The sequence below is a fragment of the Deltaproteobacteria bacterium genome, from assembly GCA_016219225.1.
Lineage (GTDB): Bacteria > Desulfobacterota > RBG-13-43-22 > RBG-13-43-22 > RBG-13-43-22 > RBG-13-43-22.
Genome location: JACRBX010000188.1, coordinates 1 through 16,290 on the forward strand (window position 1 = coordinate 1; position 16,290 = coordinate 16,290).

The 16,290-nt window shown below is 46.9% G+C and carries 18 protein-coding genes; 6 read left to right on the forward strand and 12 right to left on the reverse strand.

Annotated elements, in window-relative coordinates; all coding sequences use genetic code 11:
- A partial coding sequence (locus HY879_16085) for an aconitate hydratase (protein MBI5604858.1) occupies positions 1-546 on the forward strand: 546 nt, incomplete at its 5' end.
- An 89-nt stretch (positions 547-635) separates the two neighbouring features.
- On the opposite strand, the gene HY879_16090 is transcribed toward HY879_16085, so the two are convergent.
- The 9 genes from HY879_16090 to HY879_16130 form a co-directional block, all read right to left on the reverse strand.
- Complete coding sequence (locus HY879_16090) at positions 636-1,697, reverse strand: response regulator (protein MBI5604859.1); 1,062 nt, start codon at positions 1,695-1,697, stop codon at positions 636-638.
- A 13-nt stretch (positions 1,698-1,710) separates the two neighbouring features.
- Positions 1,711-3,804: a PAS domain S-box protein gene (locus tag HY879_16095; GenBank protein MBI5604860.1), complete on the reverse strand. Its 2,094-nt coding sequence runs from the start codon at positions 3,802-3,804 to the stop codon at positions 1,711-1,713.
- A 43-nt stretch (positions 3,805-3,847) separates the two neighbouring features.
- Positions 3,848-4,222, reverse strand: coding sequence for a response regulator (locus HY879_16100; protein MBI5604861.1), 375 nt, complete (start codon positions 4,220-4,222; stop codon positions 3,848-3,850).
- A gap of 47 nt (positions 4,223-4,269) precedes the next feature.
- Complete coding sequence (locus HY879_16105; protein MBI5604862.1) at positions 4,270-5,883, reverse strand: hybrid sensor histidine kinase/response regulator; 1,614 nt, start codon at positions 5,881-5,883, stop codon at positions 4,270-4,272.
- Between the two features lie 122 nt (positions 5,884-6,005).
- Positions 6,006-6,275, reverse strand: coding sequence for a hypothetical protein (locus HY879_16110; GenBank protein MBI5604863.1), 270 nt, complete (start codon positions 6,273-6,275; stop codon positions 6,006-6,008).
- 6 nt (positions 6,276-6,281) lie between these two features.
- Complete coding sequence (locus HY879_16115) at positions 6,282-6,539, reverse strand: hypothetical protein (GenBank protein ID MBI5604864.1); 258 nt, start codon at positions 6,537-6,539, stop codon at positions 6,282-6,284.
- Between the two features lie 682 nt (positions 6,540-7,221).
- Positions 7,222-8,202 (reverse strand): 2-dehydropantoate 2-reductase, encoded by a 981-nt coding sequence (locus HY879_16120; protein ID MBI5604865.1) that lies wholly within the window; start codon positions 8,200-8,202, stop codon positions 7,222-7,224.
- Positions 8,203-8,213: 11 nt separating this feature from the next.
- On the reverse strand, positions 8,214-9,074 hold the full coding sequence (panB, locus tag HY879_16125; GenBank protein ID MBI5604866.1) for a 3-methyl-2-oxobutanoate hydroxymethyltransferase: 861 nt from the start codon (positions 9,072-9,074) through the stop codon (positions 8,214-8,216).
- A 228-nt stretch (positions 9,075-9,302) separates the two neighbouring features.
- Entirely contained in the window at positions 9,303-10,193 is an 891-nt protein-coding gene (locus tag HY879_16130; GenBank protein MBI5604867.1) for a bifunctional 5,10-methylene-tetrahydrofolate dehydrogenase/5,10-methylene-tetrahydrofolate cyclohydrolase, read from the reverse strand.
- A gap of 141 nt (positions 10,194-10,334) precedes the next feature.
- Between HY879_16130 and HY879_16135 the strand changes: the two genes are divergently transcribed.
- The 5 genes from HY879_16135 (at position 10,335) to HY879_16155 (ending at position 13,909) form a co-directional block, all read left to right on the forward strand.
- Entirely contained in the window at positions 10,335-10,673 is a 339-nt protein-coding gene (locus HY879_16135; GenBank protein MBI5604868.1) for a phage holin family protein, read from the forward strand.
- Between the two features lie 134 nt (positions 10,674-10,807).
- Positions 10,808-11,890: a type IV pilus twitching motility protein PilT gene (locus HY879_16140; GenBank protein MBI5604869.1), complete on the forward strand. Its 1,083-nt coding sequence runs from the start codon at positions 10,808-10,810 to the stop codon at positions 11,888-11,890.
- Positions 11,891-11,953: 63 nt separating this feature from the next.
- Positions 11,954-13,114 carry a PilT/PilU family type 4a pilus ATPase gene (locus tag HY879_16145; GenBank protein ID MBI5604870.1) on the forward strand — a complete coding sequence of 387 codons (1,161 nt, stop codon included), beginning with the start codon at positions 11,954-11,956 and terminating at the stop codon, positions 13,112-13,114.
- A complete protein-coding gene (locus HY879_16150; GenBank protein ID MBI5604871.1) occupies positions 13,111-13,590 on the forward strand; it encodes a hypothetical protein in 480 nt (159 codons plus the stop codon). Before HY879_16145 ends, HY879_16150 begins: the two co-directional genes overlap by 4 nt.
- Positions 13,591-13,615: 25 nt before the next feature.
- Entirely contained in the window at positions 13,616-13,909 is a 294-nt protein-coding gene (locus HY879_16155) for a hypothetical protein (GenBank protein MBI5604872.1), read from the forward strand.
- Between the two features lie 246 nt (positions 13,910-14,155).
- On the opposite strand, the gene HY879_16160 is transcribed toward HY879_16155, so the two are convergent.
- The 3 genes from HY879_16160 to HY879_16170 are packed head-to-tail and all read right to left on the reverse strand — an operon-like array spanning position 14,156 to position 16,191.
- The gene (locus tag HY879_16160; protein MBI5604873.1) at positions 14,156-14,566 is read right to left on the reverse strand and encodes a DUF1178 family protein; all 411 of its coding nucleotides are present in this window, start codon (positions 14,564-14,566) and stop codon (positions 14,156-14,158) included.
- Between the two features lies 1 nt (position 14,567).
- Complete coding sequence (locus HY879_16165; GenBank protein MBI5604874.1) at positions 14,568-15,350, reverse strand: RimK family alpha-L-glutamate ligase; 783 nt, start codon at positions 15,348-15,350, stop codon at positions 14,568-14,570.
- Between the two features lie 46 nt (positions 15,351-15,396).
- Positions 15,397-16,191, reverse strand: a complete 795-nt coding sequence (locus tag HY879_16170; GenBank protein MBI5604875.1) for a glucose-1-phosphate thymidylyltransferase — start codon at positions 16,189-16,191, stop codon at positions 15,397-15,399.
- Positions 16,192-16,290 lie beyond the last annotated feature (99 nt).

Sequence of the window (16,290 nt, forward strand, 5' to 3'; positions counted from 1 at the left end):
AAGGCGCAGGTCTTGATCAAAGCGGGAGACCACATTACAACCGATGATATCCTTCCTGGAGGATCGGAAGTCTTACCCTTTCGGTCCAATATCCCGGCCATTTCCCGATATACCTTCCACCGCCTGGATCCGGCTTTTTCAGAAAGGGCCTTGAAGGCCAGGGGTGGGGTGATTGTAGGGGGAGAAAACTACGGCCAGGGTTCATCCAGGGAACATGCGGCCTTGGCCCCCATGTACCTGGGTATTCAGGCCGTGCTGGCCAAATCCTTTGCCCGAATCCATTTAAGTAATTTGATCAATTACGGGATCATCCCCCTGGTTTTTGTGGAACCCGGGGACTATGATACCCTGGACCAGGATGACCGGCTTGAATTTCAAAGGGTAAAAAAGGCCATCCGGAAAGGGCTATCTATTGAAGTCATCAATCAAACCAAGAAGAAAAAAATACTCTTCCGGGCCATGGTGCCGGCAGACAAGATCGATATCCTCTTGTCCGGAGGACTGCTGCCTTATTTAAAACAAGCGCAAAGCTCTCTTACTTTTTAATCAAGTATCCAGCATCGTTTTTAAATCCACCGACGGCCTGGGTTTGATCCAGGCCGTCGGTGGATTTGCAGGTGAGGCCCTTACCAAGTTCATTTCTCATTCGAATGCTGTTCGTATATGGTTGCAAAAACCTGATGATTATCCCTGAAAGCTTCAAAGACCCTGGGATCAAAGTGGGTGGGCATGGTCCGGTCATCCCCTTCGGTCAGGACCTCGAAAGCCTTTTCATGTCTGAAGGCCGATTTATAGGGCCTCCGGCTGCGCAGGGCGTCATATTGATCGATGAGATTAAAGATCCTGCCTTCCATGGGGATCTCTTCCCCTTTAAGCCCCTGAGGATACCCGCTCCCATCCCAGCATTCATGATGATAACGGGCGAACCGCTCGGCAGAAACCAGAATGGGTGAAGGAGATCCTTTCAATATAGAAGCCCCGATGGTCGTGTGGGTCTTCATGACCTCAAATTCCTTACAGGTAAGACGGTCCGGTTTCAAAAGGATGCCGTCGGCGATGCCTATTTTTCCTACATCATGCATGGGACAGGCATAAAACATGGTTTGAACCTCCTCCTCGGAAAACCCCAGTTTCCGGGCTAAATATTGGGTATAGTAGCTGGTCCGGGTAATGTGGAGGGCAGTGTCTTCATCTTTATATTCGGCAGCCAGGGTCAGCCGCAAAATGGTATCGATGAAGGCATCGCGGAGTTCTTTGGTCTTTTCAGCCACCTGATAGGCCAGATGTTGATTGTGATTTTTGAGAAAATCTTCCACCTCCTTTATTCTTAACAAGTTCCGGGTCCTTACCTGGAGTTCCACCCCATCGAGGGGCTTGGAAAGAAATTCATTGGCTCCCGCCTCCAGACCTTTAATTTTGGAGCCTCTATCGGCTAAGGCGGTCACCATAACAACCGGGATGTCCTTAATCAAAGGGTCTTCTTTGATCCTTCGACAGACCTCGTAACCGTTGATCTCCGGCATCATGACATCCAATAGCACCAGGTCAAAGGCTTCGCTTTTTAATTTCTCCAAGGCATCCTGCCCGCTGTCCACAGTAATGACCTGATACCCCTTTGGCTTCAGCATGGCCTCGAGTAAGGTCAGATTGGTCAGGTCATCATCTACACAGAGTATTTTTTGGTTTTTGGGGTCCATCTTAGATCCTTTCTTAATGAATCGGAATGAATAAACTGAATTTAGAACCCTTCTCAAGGACACTTTCCACCCGAATTTGACAGCCAAGCAATTCCACCAATCTTCTGGTCAAAGCCAGTCCCAGTCCGGCGCCCCTGTGTTTTTTTGTTTCTGGGGATTCGAGTTGCACAAAATCCTTGAAGAGTTTCGGTAAATCCTCTTCTTTAATCCCGATACCCGTGTCTTCAATGCTGATTATGATTGTATCAAAATCAGCGGATTCGGAGAGTTCTTCACTTCGAACTCCGAATTCCGAACCCCGAACGCATTTGGCCGTCAAGCGAACAGAACCCCCTTCCCGATTAAACTTCAGGGCATTACTTAAGAGATTCATCAGGATTTGTTTCAGTTTCATTTGATCGGTTTCGATGATCAGGTCCGCTTCGGGGGCTATTTCCAAATTCATGGAAATCCCTGCCTTGGTAGCCTTCTCTTTAAATAGTAGCCAGGATGAATACAAAAGATCCTTTAATCGAAAATCGGTTTGAGAGAAATCGGTCTCTCCGGCTTCGAAACGGGAGATGTCCAGGACATTTTTGAGCAGTTCATAGAGATGATGCCCTCCCTTCAAAATATTTTGTAAATACACTTTTTGTTTTTCATTGAGTTTGCCGAAATATTCATCGACCAGGACCTCGGAAAAACCGATAACAGCATTCAGGGGCGTGGTCAGTTCATGACTCATGTTGGACAAAAAGTCGTCTTTGGCCTTGTTGGCGGTTTCGGCCTGGAGTTTGGCTTCTTCTTTCTCCATTAATTGTCTATGGAGTTCTTCATTGAGTTTATGCAGGGTCTCCTGATTCTGTTTCCGTTCGGTAACATCATGGGCAAGGCCCAAAAAGAGTGTTTGCTGGTTGCTTTCTATGGGAACGGATCGAAGTTCCACGGTTACGATCCGGCCATCTTTCCGGCAAAGGGTAAGTTCTTCCGCAGCCACACTTTCACCCTTCTGCCTCTTAGCTAAACGGGAGGCGGCGTTTACCAACTCTCCGGGAGGTATCAGTGGTGTCTGAAGGATATTCGCCCCAATTACTTCCTCTCGTTTATAACCGGTCAGATCCTCGGCAGCCTTATTGGTGTTCACCAAAATCCCCTGGGAATCAATGAGGTAGTAGGGATCAGGGGCAGATTCAAAAAGCTGTTTAAAATGCTCCTCCGATCGTTTGACCTCCTCCATTTTGTGATAACGATCCAGGCTGATGGAAAGCATATCGCGGGCGGTATCCAGGGCATTCAGGGTATGCTCCGAAAGGGGATGCCGTGCGAATAAAATGATCACCCCGATCAGATCATCCTCCATAATCAAGGGATATCCGGCGCAAGAGGTTATCCCCGTTTCCCTGGCCCAGTCTTTATCCTGGATCCAAGGATCGTTTTGTAAATCATTGCTCAGATAAGGGCCTCCTTTCTGAGCGATACGACCGACCATAAATTCTCCGAGTGGTATTCGACTATAGCTCCCATGGAGCCGGGTGTAAAGCCCGGCGCTGGCCTGGAGTTCCAACACCTGCTCCGCCTGGTTAAAGGTCCAGACCCTGGCAAAAACCCCTTCCAAATGTCGCACCATGGCCTCAGGGAAATAGGTCAACACTTCTTTTAAGGATTCGGTCCGGGTCAGAACAAATCCTATTTCGGCGATAAAACCGGCCAGCCTCGTTCGCTCCGCCAATTCCTGTTTCATTTCCTTGTAATCGGTCACATCCACCCAGGTGCCGACATACCCTAACGAAGTCCCCCGGGAGTCAGGAATCAGGCGCAGATCATCCCGCAACCAGCGATAAGATCCGTTCCGGTGAAGAAATCGGTATTCGAGAATAAGGCTACCCCTTTCGGAGAGACAAGAGAGTTCGCTTAGAACCAGAGGGATATCTTCCGGATGAAGGTGCTCAACCCAAAACCTGGAATTTTTGAGGAACTGTTGATGGTCATAGCCTAATTGTTCCTGAACATTTTTACTGACAAAAGTGACCACCCGATCTTCTCCGGCCTTACAGCAATAGATGACCGCCGGGCTTTTAAAAAGTCCATCTTCCAGTTTTTCTAACGACTTCTTCAAATCCCTATCCATATAGGCTTCCTTTTTATGGGTCCTCTTATGTGATTGAAGAATGCTACACTCCCTTTTCCAAAAACTTTTCGACTTTCAACGGCAACTCCCGGGTATCAATCGGTTTGGGAATGTAGCCATCAAACCCCGAGGCCATAACCTTCTCCTGCTCTCCTTTCATGGCAAAAGAGGTCAGGGCAACAATTTTCAGATGCCGGGTCCGGGGATCATCCTTGATTCTTCGGCAGGCCTCAAATCCATTCATCACCGGCATCTGCAAGTCCATAAAGATCAAGTCCGGGAGATGTTCCCCGGCAGCCATAATCCCTTCCTTTCCATTCTCGGCTTCGATCACCAGATAGCCCCTGAATTCGAGAATATCCTTGACCAGAAGACGGTTTGAAGGATTGTCTTCAATCACTAATATCTTGGCGCTCATTTTTTCCCTCTTTTCCCTTAGGCCGCGATGAACAGCCGCCTGTGGCATTACCTTTCGTCTCCGATTTTTCGTTCAAGGGGTATTTCAAACCAAAACCTGCACCCCTTCCCTTCTCCTTCACTTGCGACCCGGATTCTCCCCCCATGGAGTTCCACCAAACGTTTGGTCAGGGCCAGACCCAATCCTGTGCCTTCGTGATTTTTACTATAAACCGATTCCAGTTGCGTAAATTCCTTAAAGAGCCTGGAGAGATCTTCTTTTTTGATGCCGATACCGTTGTCTTCGATGCTGATTTCGATGAAATCAATATCCGGTTCGATGTTTTTAGTATGGAGTCCGTAGACTCCTTTACTCCAAACCCCGGACTCCCCACTCCGAATTCGTTTCGCCGTCAGACGAACTGAGCCTCCATCCGGCGTAAATTTCACGGCATTGCTCAGGAGATTAAAGAGAATCTGTTTGAGTCTACGTTCATCGGCCTCGATCACCTGGTCCGCATCAGGGGTTATTTCCAGATTTATTTTTATATTGTGCGTTATGGCCTTTTCCTTGAGCATGGTTAGCGAAGCTTCTAACACCTGTTTCAAAGGAAATCGGCTGGATTCAAGCTCCATCTTCCCCGCCTCTACCTTCGACAGGTCCAGGATATCGTTGATCAGTTTCAGGAGGTGCCGGCCGCTGCTATAGATATTTTTCAAGTAAGTAATTTGTTTTTCGTTTTGTTTTCCAAACAACTGGTCCAGCAGGACTTCAGTGAAACCGATAATGGAATTTAAAGGGGTCCATAGTTCATGAGACATATTGGCCAAAAAATCCGACTTGGCCCGGTTAGCCGATTTCGCTTGGACCATCGCTTCCTCGGCCTCATTTTTTTTAAATTCAAGGTCCCCTTCCCTTTGTTTTAAGCTTCTGAAAAGAAGGCTGTAAGGTTTGGTCAGGCCGGTTTCGATGATGGCCTTATATAAAAAATAAGAGGAAAGCAATTTTAACAGATGCCCCATTATATTAGAAAAGTCATAAACGCCGATGTAAAAAGTGAACATCAACTCTGCTCCGACACTCAGCAACAAAGAAGCAATTAAATAGTGTATTATCAGAAGATCGAAATCGGCCTTTTTTTGCAGTAACAAAATTATGGAAAGCAATAAGATCGTTGAGATAATATATTCGCTGATTATTTTAAAAGGGGTTAATCCAATCCCGTCAACATAACAGACCGGAAAGATACCCCAGTAAAAAATAGATATCAGGAACAATCCGGTAACGGTACCGTAACTACTCAAAACGAATAAAGGCTTGAGTTTTTTGCCCAGGAAATAAGGAGCGATCAGGAAGGAAAAACCTTGTAAATATCTGGCGGCAATCCAAAGGGCTGTCGCCAAATTTGGACCGTATCCCGTGAAAATATTCATGCCTTTATAAGCCAGGGTATGAAAAAGATCCAGTCCCCCAATAAAGAGATAGGCCAAACCTAAAAACATCAGATAATTATTGTCCAATAATCGGCGGGTATTCCAGGTGATCAGAAAAATCCCGAAACCGATTAAGATGCTGAATATTTCCACCAGGGTATGAAACAGGAGGAAGCTGTAGAGACTGGTCAGATAGGTACAAAATAAAATGACTGATCCTGTTATAATCCTCAGACCGGTATTTTTCATGGCTTCCATTCGTAATTTAAATTAGGACGCAGATTTTCGCCGATACCCGCAGATAACTATTCTTGATGGATTCGTAAAAAGCCCGTGAGATCCCAATTTCTTCAGCCCTCCCGACGCAGGGTCTAAGAAGTTGCTGGCCGGCGCGGCGGTTGCAGGATTTGGGAGTCGGCATTAAAATCACCATCCTCCGGATTGGCCTTGTCTGCAACGGCTGATTTGAGAATGGCCAGGTTCTGAGGTTCTGAGACAATCAGATCAAATTCAAAGGTCTTTAAAAGCTGCATAGCCTGGGGAATGGTAATCTGAGAGATAATCTTGCCTGGATCCCGGAGAATCCAATAAAAGGCCTGGTAGTCTTTATCTATATGCAGAATCATGATCGGATGATCCATGGTTATCTATCCATGGCTCCTTTTAACAGGCATCCCATTATTAATAATCGGACATTGTTGGCAGCGCAATAACCCTTGATAAACGAAATAATTAAAAAGGTCTTCGGGTCTGGGGTTTTCAAATCTTTTCTTTTGGGCTGATTTTATCCGTTTAAGGCAGGCCCTTTTCGTTATTTTTAAATTCCCGGGTTGTAAAGGACAATCGATCAGTTTATCCCTGTTTGTCGAGTAATACTCCTTAATCAATTTTTCCAGACTGGCCATAGAATTTCCCTCTTCTTAATTATTAAATGCGCCCTTCTCCATCCCAGGTGAAAAAGGGGAATTTGTAAATCTTTAAATAGATTTAATTTAGCAAATCTTATGCCAGGGACCCTCAAATATAAATATTCAATTATTTAAGCAAGATACATTGAACAGGCGTTAAAATCAAACCTTCAGAATGCACAAAAAGCAAGTCATGTTGCACAATTTTTATTTTCGGGAATGTTTTTAATGGGGGTATTAAACTCATGCCCCTTGTGGGATGGCATGGAACATGGAAATTTAAATGTAGGAGGCGACAGGCAATAGGCTATAGGCAATGGGCCAGGAGGTATGAGGGGGGTGCCACGAATCATGTAAATGTTTTAAGGCGATGGGCTATGGGCAATAGGCGAAAGGCAAGGTACAAGGTTTTCCCCTTGCAACTTGAAACTTGCATCTTGCAACTCTATTCTTTAACTGACCCCCGACCCCTGAATACTATTTTCGAACTAAGCACTCATGCAGGCCTCAAGCCAGCACCACAAAAGATGAAAATAGGTTTTTCCGAACCTTGAACCTTGAACCCTGAACCGTATTTTCCTATTAAGCGCTCATGCCCGGGTCGGGCACTACGAAGAATGAAAATGTCTTTCGCCGACCCCCGATCCCTGACCCCCGATCCCTGAACGTTATTTTCGTACTAAAGACTTCCGGTGGTTTGGGAAATAAAAGAACCGTCCCAGACGCTCTGTCCATAGGATTCCTCAATGGTCTTAATCAAACAGGTCAGTACCCGGTTAATCGGAACCGGGATATGGTAAATCGCCCCCTCCTTCATAATCACACCGTTAATAAAATCGATTTCGGTCCTCTTTTGCTTTAAGACATCCTGGAGCATGGAGGAAACATTGGAACCGGTCAACCGGCAAACCTTTTTAACTTGTTCCAGGGGATCGGCATAGATGAATTCTATTCCCTTCTGCTTTCCGACCAAGAGTCCCTCCTGAACGGCCTCTTCCAGGATTATCCGGGTCCCAGGGAAATCAAGAAGTTTTCCATTCGGCAACCGGGTCAGGGCGGTCAGGGCGTTGATACCGACATTGATCAACAGTTTGCTCCAGATAAGGTTTTGAACCTTGGGCACCGACTTGGTCTTAAATCCGGCCTGGGTAAGCATCTCCTGGATCATTTTTAATAGAGAGTCGGAATCCGGTCCTCTATCCATTTCCGGGAAACCATAACCGATAAAGGTATCTCCCTGCCCGGCATGACGCACCTGACCCGGTCCTAGATCAGTGGCCCCGTGAGAAGTAATGCCGGCCAGAATTTTTTCTTTTGGGAGATATTCTCCAAGGTGTTCTACGTTGCCCACACCATTCTGGAGAGTTAAGAAATAAGGCCCTGGATCGATGTCCTTTAGGGTCCGGGCCACGGTTCGCGTATCATAAGCCTTGACGCAGTTAATGATCAATTCCACCTGCGATAGTTCCAAAGGATTCAAAGTAACCGGAACCTTGACTTGAAAGGCTCCCCGGATACCTTCTACGCTTAGACCTTGCAGATTAATGACTTCGGCCCGTTCTTTTTCATGATCCAGAAGCAAAACCTCATTTCCGGCCCGGACCATATTCCCGGCCAGGAGGCAACCCATGGCCCCAGGGCCGACGATCCCGATTTTCATTGGCTTTCTCCTTATTTTTTTTGACCTTTCTTCTTATCCTTTAGCCCCCTTAATTCCTGGCCATCCATGACAAAGGAATGCTCCGGGCCGGGAAATGTACCGGTTTCCACCTCCTGTTTATAGGTTGCCAGTGCTTCTTTAATCATCGGGAAAAACTGAACATATTGTTTGACAAATTTAGGCAGGAACTTCTCAAATAATCCCAACAGGTCATTGGTAACCAGGACCTGCCCGTCGCATTCCGGACCTGCACCGATGCCGATAGTGGGTATTCTTAAAGACTGTGAAATCAAACCGGCCAACTTGTCCGGGATGCATTCCATAACCACTGAAAAAGCCCCGGCTTCTTCGATGGCCAGGGCCGAATCCAACAGTTTACGAGCCGAAGCCAGGTCTTTTCCCTGGACCCGGAAGCCCCCTAATTTACCGGCGGTTTGCGGAGTCAACCCGATGTGGGCCACTACCGGGATCCCGGCCTCTACAATAGCCTTGATTGTTTCCGCTACCTCCCCCCCCCCTTCCAATTTAACCGCATCGCAACCGGACTCTTTCATAAACCGGCCGGCGTTCCGGATGGCTTCTTCCCGGGAGATATTATAAGACATAAAGGGCATATCCCCCACCAGAAAGGCAAAGCGCATTCCTCTACGCACCGCCTTGCAGTGATGGATCATCTCCTCCATGGTCACCGGAACCGTGGAATCATAGCCTAAAACCACCATGCCTACCGAATCGCCGACTAAGATCATATCTATCCCGGCCTGATCAATAAAAGAGGCCATAGCGCAATCGTAGGCGGTCAACATGGTTATTTTTTTGCCTTCCTTTTTCTTGGCCTGTAAATCTTGAATCGTAACCTTTTTTCGTTCCATGCCCCCTCCTTGATTCGGTAAAAATGTTCAATGTTCGGAAAATTGGGTTTTTATATTGAAAAATGACTGAAGGCTAAGCCCATACTACGCTCCCCCCAAAAAAAAGACCCCTGGACAGTGTTCAGGGGTCTTTTTTCTTTATCTCCCCGTCCCAGTCCATCTTATGGATCCAAGCGGTTTAAGAACCTTAATACTTACGTTCGGGAAAAGCGAACGTTCTTTAAATCGTTATTTTCCTGCCGCCAGTTTGGCGGCTTTAACCGTATTCTTCATCAGCATGGTAATGGTCATAGGCCCTACCCCACCCGGTACGGGAGTAATCAATCCGGCCTTTTCCTTGACCGTTTCAAAATCCACATCTCCAGCCAGGATGGCCTTGCCCGATTCGCTCATACCGATCCGGTTAACGCCTACGTCAATCACCGCGGCTCCTTCTTTGACCCAGTCGGCTTTAACATATTTGGCTACCCCGGCTGCTACGACCAGGATATCGGCCCGGCGGCAGTGTTCGATCACCTTTTCCGGAGGCGTACCGGTATGGACGATAGTCACCGTGGAATTGGCCCCCTCTTTCTTTTGAAGCATGATGTTGGCAATGGGTTTTCCAACGATATTGGAACGACCGACTACTACCAGTTCGGCCCCTTTGGTCTTGACGCCGGCGCGAACCAGGAGTTCCTGGATACCGGCAGGGGTACAGGGGAGGTAATCGGCTTCGCCGATCATCAATTTGCCGACATTGACCGGATGAAACCCGTCCACGTCTTTTTTAGGATCAATGGCATAGAGTACATTCGTTTCATTAACATGTTTTGGGAGGGGTAATTGGACCAGGATTCCATGAATTTTTGGGTCTTTATTATATTGGTCGATCAAGGCCAAAAGGGCTTCTTCGCTGATATCGGCAGGTTGATTGTCCTGAATGGAAAAAAAACCTAATTCTTTTGAGGTCTTTTGTTTGGCCGTTACATAGCTGACCGAGGCCGGGTTTTCCCCTACCAGGATGGTCACTAAACCGGGAACAACCCCTTTCTGTGCCTTAAGTTGTTCCACCTCCTGTTTCAATTCTTCTCGAATTTGTTTGGCTACTTCTGCACCGCTGATTATTTTCGCCGCCATGAATTTCTCCTTTCCAACAGATAAACTGATTTTATTATAAACAAAGGATACAATTTCCTTCAATTTATTATCAAATTTCAAGGGCCCGAGTCAATAAAAATAAAATTTACTCCCCTGAGCAAATATGCTAATTAATAAAGTATGAAAACCATCTTAATAAAATGGCTGATCAACGCCCTGGCCCTTTATATCACCACCTATCTGGTCAGGGGAATAGCGGTTTCCGGTTCCTGGTCTTTGCTGGTGGCGGCGGCCTTGTTGGGGATCCTGAATGCCGTTATCCGCCCCATCCTGATTATATTGACTCTCCCGATTAATATCCTGACCCTGGGATTGTTCACTTTGATCATTAACGGAATGATGCTTTATACGGTATCCCTTCTGATTAAAGGCTTTATTATTGAAGGCTTTTGGCCGGCGGTCATCGGTGCTTTGATAATCAGTCTGGTCAGTTGGATTATTAACTGGTTGATTCATTAATGCCATCCATGAATCCGGATGTCTGAAAGATAAGGGATAAGAAACGATGCGGATCGAAGGCGCTCATGACCCTTCGGAGCCAGTGCAAAAAACTTGTAAATCCTGTTTAATCCTGTCATGGAACGAGACGACCAATGGCCCAGATAGACGCCTTTTTTAAATTAATGCATGAGCAAGGGGCTTCTGACCTTCATCTGTCTTCAGGCTCCCAGCCCATCCTCCGGATACGAGGAGAGCTGGAACGGGTAAAATATAAAATCCTGGAGAATGACGAACTGAAGGCCCTGCTTTATGAAATAACCCCGGAAGAAAAAATAAAACTGTTTGAAGAAACCGGAGATCTGGATTTCGCCTATGAAATCCCCGGACTGGCCCGCTATCGGGGCAACTTTTTCCGTCAACTTTACGGGGTGGGCGCGGTCTTCCGGGAGATCCCCAGTCAAATATTGACCGTGGAGGACCTCGGGCTCCCGATGGTCATTAAACGACTGGCTTCTTTGCCCAAAGGATTGGTTTTGGTGACCGGTCCAACCGGGAGCGGCAAATCGACCACCTTGGCAGCCATTATCGACCAGGCCAACCGTTCCCGGAAAGATCATATTTTGACCATAGAAGATCCGATCGAATTCGTGCATCAAAATATCAATTGCACGGTAAATCACCGGGAAATCGGGAGACATACCCGCTCTTTTGCCACGGCCTTGAGGGGGGCCTTGCGGGAAGACCCGGACATCATCCTGGTGGGGGAAATGAGAGACCTCGAAACGGTTTCCCTGGCCATAGAAGCCGCCGAAACAGGCCATCTGGTTTTTGCGACCTTGCATACGATCAGTGCCTCCAAGACAGTGGATCGCATCATAGAGGTTTTTCCAGCCGATCAACAGGCCCAGATTCGGGCTACTCTGGCTGATGCCCTGCGTGCCGTTATCTCCCAAACCCTCTTTAGGCGCATTGACCGGAAAGGCCGGGTAGCCGCCATGGAAATCCTGATCGCCACCCATGCCGTACGCAATTTGGTCCGGGAGGGAAAAACCTATCAAATTCCTTCGGTCATCCAGACCGGCAAAAAATTCGGCATGCAATCGCTGGATGATGCCATAATGGAGTACTTAAAAAAAAGATGGATTTCCGGGGAAGAAGCCTATAATAAGTGTGTCGATAAAGAAAAATTTAAACCCTATTTGGGAGAAATGGTAACAGACTTTACGGAAATATAGCCAGGAGATGAAAGATCAAAGGAACGACAACTACTTCGTTACAATTAGAGAAGAATTAAAAATATGCGACAGGCAGAACTGGACAGCCTCATAGCAAAAATAGTCGATACCTACCCACAAATTTCGGACATCAATATGACCGTTGGTTGTCCGTTACAGGTGGAAATCTATGGCAACCTGGTACCGGTTCAATTAAATTTATCGACCAAAGTATTGACCCCCTTTCAAACCGAGGTCATTGCCCTGAATCTGTTACAGTCGGACCGCCGGAAAATAGATACCCTGGTCCGAGAAGGTTCTTGTGACTTTTCCTATACCATCCAGGAAAAGGCCCGCTTTCGGGTAAACATCTTTTCCCAAAGAAACAGTTACAGTATCGTTATGCGCAAACTTCCGGTCGACGTGCCGACCATCAGCCAACTGGGTCTGCCCTTGGTTTTTAAAAAATTGGCCCAGGAAAAAAACGGGATTATTTTTTTTACCGGGGCCACCGGAACAGGCAAAACCACCTCCCTGGCCTCTATTATCGATGAAATCAATGAAAATTTCCCGGTTCATGTAATCACCCTGGAAGACCCTGTGGAACTGGTCCATACCCACAAAAAGGCCACTGTTAACCAGCGGGAATTAGGCACCGATTTCGATTCTTTTGCCCATGGGCTCAGGGCTGCCTTGCGGCAGGCACCGAAAGTCATCCTGGTGGGGGAAATCCGCGACCGGGAGACCATGGAAATCGCCTTGACAGCCGCTGAAACCGGCCACCTGGTCTTCAGCACCCTCCATACGGTTGATGCCACCCAAACCCTAAACCGGATTCTGGGCTTTTTTAATCAGGAAGAAGAAAGGCAGATCCGGGCCCGCACGGCCGGGGCCCTGCGTTGGATTGTCAGTCAAAGACTCTTGCCCCGGAGCGATCAGGGCCGGGTAGCTGTTTTTGAAATTATGACCAACAACCTTCGGATTCAAGATCTTATCGTTCATGGAGAAACCGAGGACAAGACCTTCTATGAGGTCATTGAGACCAGTCGGCCCTTCGGATGTCAGACCTTCGATCAGGATATTATTTCAAAATTTCATCAAGAGCTTATTGCCGAAGAAACGGCCATGCTCTTTGCCTCCAAACGGGCGGTCGTTCAGCGGGGTCTGGATCAGATAAAGAGCCGTCGGGGAGAAAAAACCACCGACATCGAAGGTCTTGGGTTGGATCAGGAATATCGGAAATGAAGACCGGCATAAACCAACTGTGGACCAATAGCGACGAGTTTCCTTTGGCGGAGTTGACGGTTGAGGTTGCCGTTCAAACCCTCTGGGTTGAACCGGTGGTCAAAGCCCTTCAGGCCGCCGGGGGATCCCCTTTAATTGCAGGCCAAATAGATGAGGTCCTTTCTATCCTCCGGTTTGGTCAACCGACCCTTTTAATCCTTTCCGAAGGTTTTATGGACAACGACAGCGGACAAAATCAATTATTGGAATATATCCAAAGAATGCCCGCCGTCCCGAGAAGAGAACTGTTTGTGGTTTGGATCGGCAAAAATATCAAATCCGGAGACAGGCTTTCCGCCTTTTCCCATAGCGTGAATTTAGTGCTCGAACCGGAAAAACTGACCGATATTATCGACCGTATAAAAAAATCCTGGATCCTGTGGAAGGAGATGTATCAGGTGTTTGTACAAACCCGGCTCCAAATCAACGGGTTTTAGAATAACACCCCCTGATATTGACATCATGAGAGCAATTCAACCCGTTAAAACCCAAACGCACCAGAGGCAAGTCCGTTTGCAAAATTGTCTCCAAACTATTTTAGAAGTCCATGAATTTATGGGAGGACAGGCTATCCAGTTGGATATCATTCATCAATTGGAAAACTTGAGAGACTTGATAACCCATTTTCAACCTGAGCTTTTAAGTGAACGGGACCTTGAAAAAATCGAAGAATCTACCAATCATCTCCTTCAGGAACTGGGCAAAATTTTCCAGATAAAAAAATTAGGCATGATCCATTCCGGGTATTACCACTAAACGATTGCGGATTTCAGATTGCGGATTGTTATCGGGTAGTGCATAAACACCCACACCGTAACATTTTAGATTTTTGAAAAATTATTAGACAGGATTAACGGGATTTACATGTTTTGCTCAGGTTCCATAGGATACTGAGCAACTTCCATCCTCCGTCGGAGGAAGAAAGATTTCTGTCCGCAGGATGATTTAGTTAAACTGATACCCCACTTCACTTGGTCCGGTATCATGCAGCGCCGAAGGTCTCTAATGGTCCGCCTTGGGCACAGGGATTTTATAAAATTCAACTCCTTCCTCTGTTAAGGTTTTTTCTTCTTCGGCTGTCGAGGTCCCCCGGATATTTCGATTTTCAGCCACCCCATAATGTATTTTTAAGGCCTCTTTGGTAAATTCAGTCCCTACCTCTTCAAAATTTTCTTCAATATATTTATAAAATTGTTGTAATTTCTTAAAAGGATCAGGCGTTTCTTCCACCTCCTGGGGAAATCGGGGATGGCGTTTTATGGCCACAGGTGAAAGGGCTTGGCTGATTTGATTATCCTCACAAACCGGGCAATGGATTTCCCCCGCAGACTTTTGCCTTAAAAAATTCTCGGTACTGGCAAACCAGCCTTCAAAATGATGCGCATTGGCGCATTTTAACTCTAAAACCATCATATTAAATTTTTCCTTGTATCATTAAGTCCCTCAGCACCTGACGGATATTCAACCCTTTTTCTTTCAAGGCCTGATGGCCGTAGTTCATATTAGCCTCCAGAACCATCCATCCCTTCTCGGGAGTATGGCATAAATCCAATCCTACGTCATCAAAATTGCACCTTTGTGTAACCTGCAGGGCAAACTCCAGAGCCTCGTCGGGTATATCACTAAACCCGAGTAAGGCCCCTTGGGCCAAATTATTCCGGAATTCCCCTTCGCGGGCAATTTTCCAATAGGACAGGACCATCTGGTGACCAATGAGTATCACTCGGAGATCCCGGTCCAGAGGGAGATATTCTTGGATATAGGCCACCGGGGAGCGGCGAAGATAACGGTTCAACCCTTCCTCATCACGAATCAAGAATACCCCCCGACCCATAGAAGAGCCCCTGGGAATTTTTGCAATGAATGGAAAGGGGAATTCTTTTTTGATCCTGCTCTTCTGTTGACCGAAATATATTCGGGTTCGGGGATGGGGAATCCTTAAAAATTGAAATAGGGCTGTTTGTTTGATCTTATCTCCTGAGTAAACGTACGTTTCCCGGCTGGGGAATATTTTTTTCCCCAGGGTAATAAAAAGATCGATATAGAGTGGCGTGGGGTAGTAGATCTTTTCAGCCGTCCTTATCCGCTGTTTCTCTTCCTCACTGTAATCGGAGAAATTCGGCCAGGCCTTAATGATCGTTACATCCGGACATTCTTTAAAACGATGACTGAAAGTAATGGAAGGACCGTTAGTCATAACAAATTTAAACTCCTATACCAGTAACCGGAAATCCGGGATCGCCTTAACGAATTATCGATTTGGGGGGATAATAACCGGCCTTAACGGTGGCATTTGGCCCGACGATGCATTTCGGTCCCAACAGGGTCCCGGGATTGGTAACGGAATTGCATCCGGTTTCCGTTCCGTCCCCCATAATGACCCCGAATTTTCTGAGTCCGGTATCGACCATTTTGTCAGCGCCTTTTACCTTGATGGTATTTTTGACCATTTTAAGATTGGCCAGCTTGGTTCCCGCTCCCAGATTGCAATGGTTGCCTAAAATACTGTCGCCGATATAGGCGAAATGACCGGCCTTGGCATCGTTCAGCATAACCGAATTTTTCATTTCGGTCACATGGCCCACGACACAGCGATCCCCCACCAGACACCCCCCACGCATATAAGCCCCTTGGCGCACCTCGGTTTGCCGTCCGATAAAGGCCGGACCTTGAATATAGGCCCCGGTTTCCACCACCGACCCCGGACCGATATGAATATCTCTTCCTACCAGGGTGACTCCTCCGAAAAGGATGATAGCGCCCTCCAGCTCCTGATTATCACAAATCACTTTACATTCCCCTTTGGTGGCATCGCCGGGAATCAGCGAGAACCCCTTTTCAAAAACCTGACCCTGCCATAAAACAACCATCCTGGTCAAAAACGGCCCATCGGAAAGTATCCCACCCAGATTGGATTCTATCTTGGACCGCAAATAGGGTTTTATCTTTGGTAAGACGTTCCAGACCTGTTCGACACCATCGAAAAGTTCCTGGTGTTCCCAATCTGTTAAATCAAAAAATTTTTGAGGACTGAACATCCCGAATATCTCCTCACCCACAGGCTTCTTAAATTGGGACGCGGATTTTCGCCGATACCCGCAGATAACTATTCTTTATATTCAAAATCTTGGCAATCT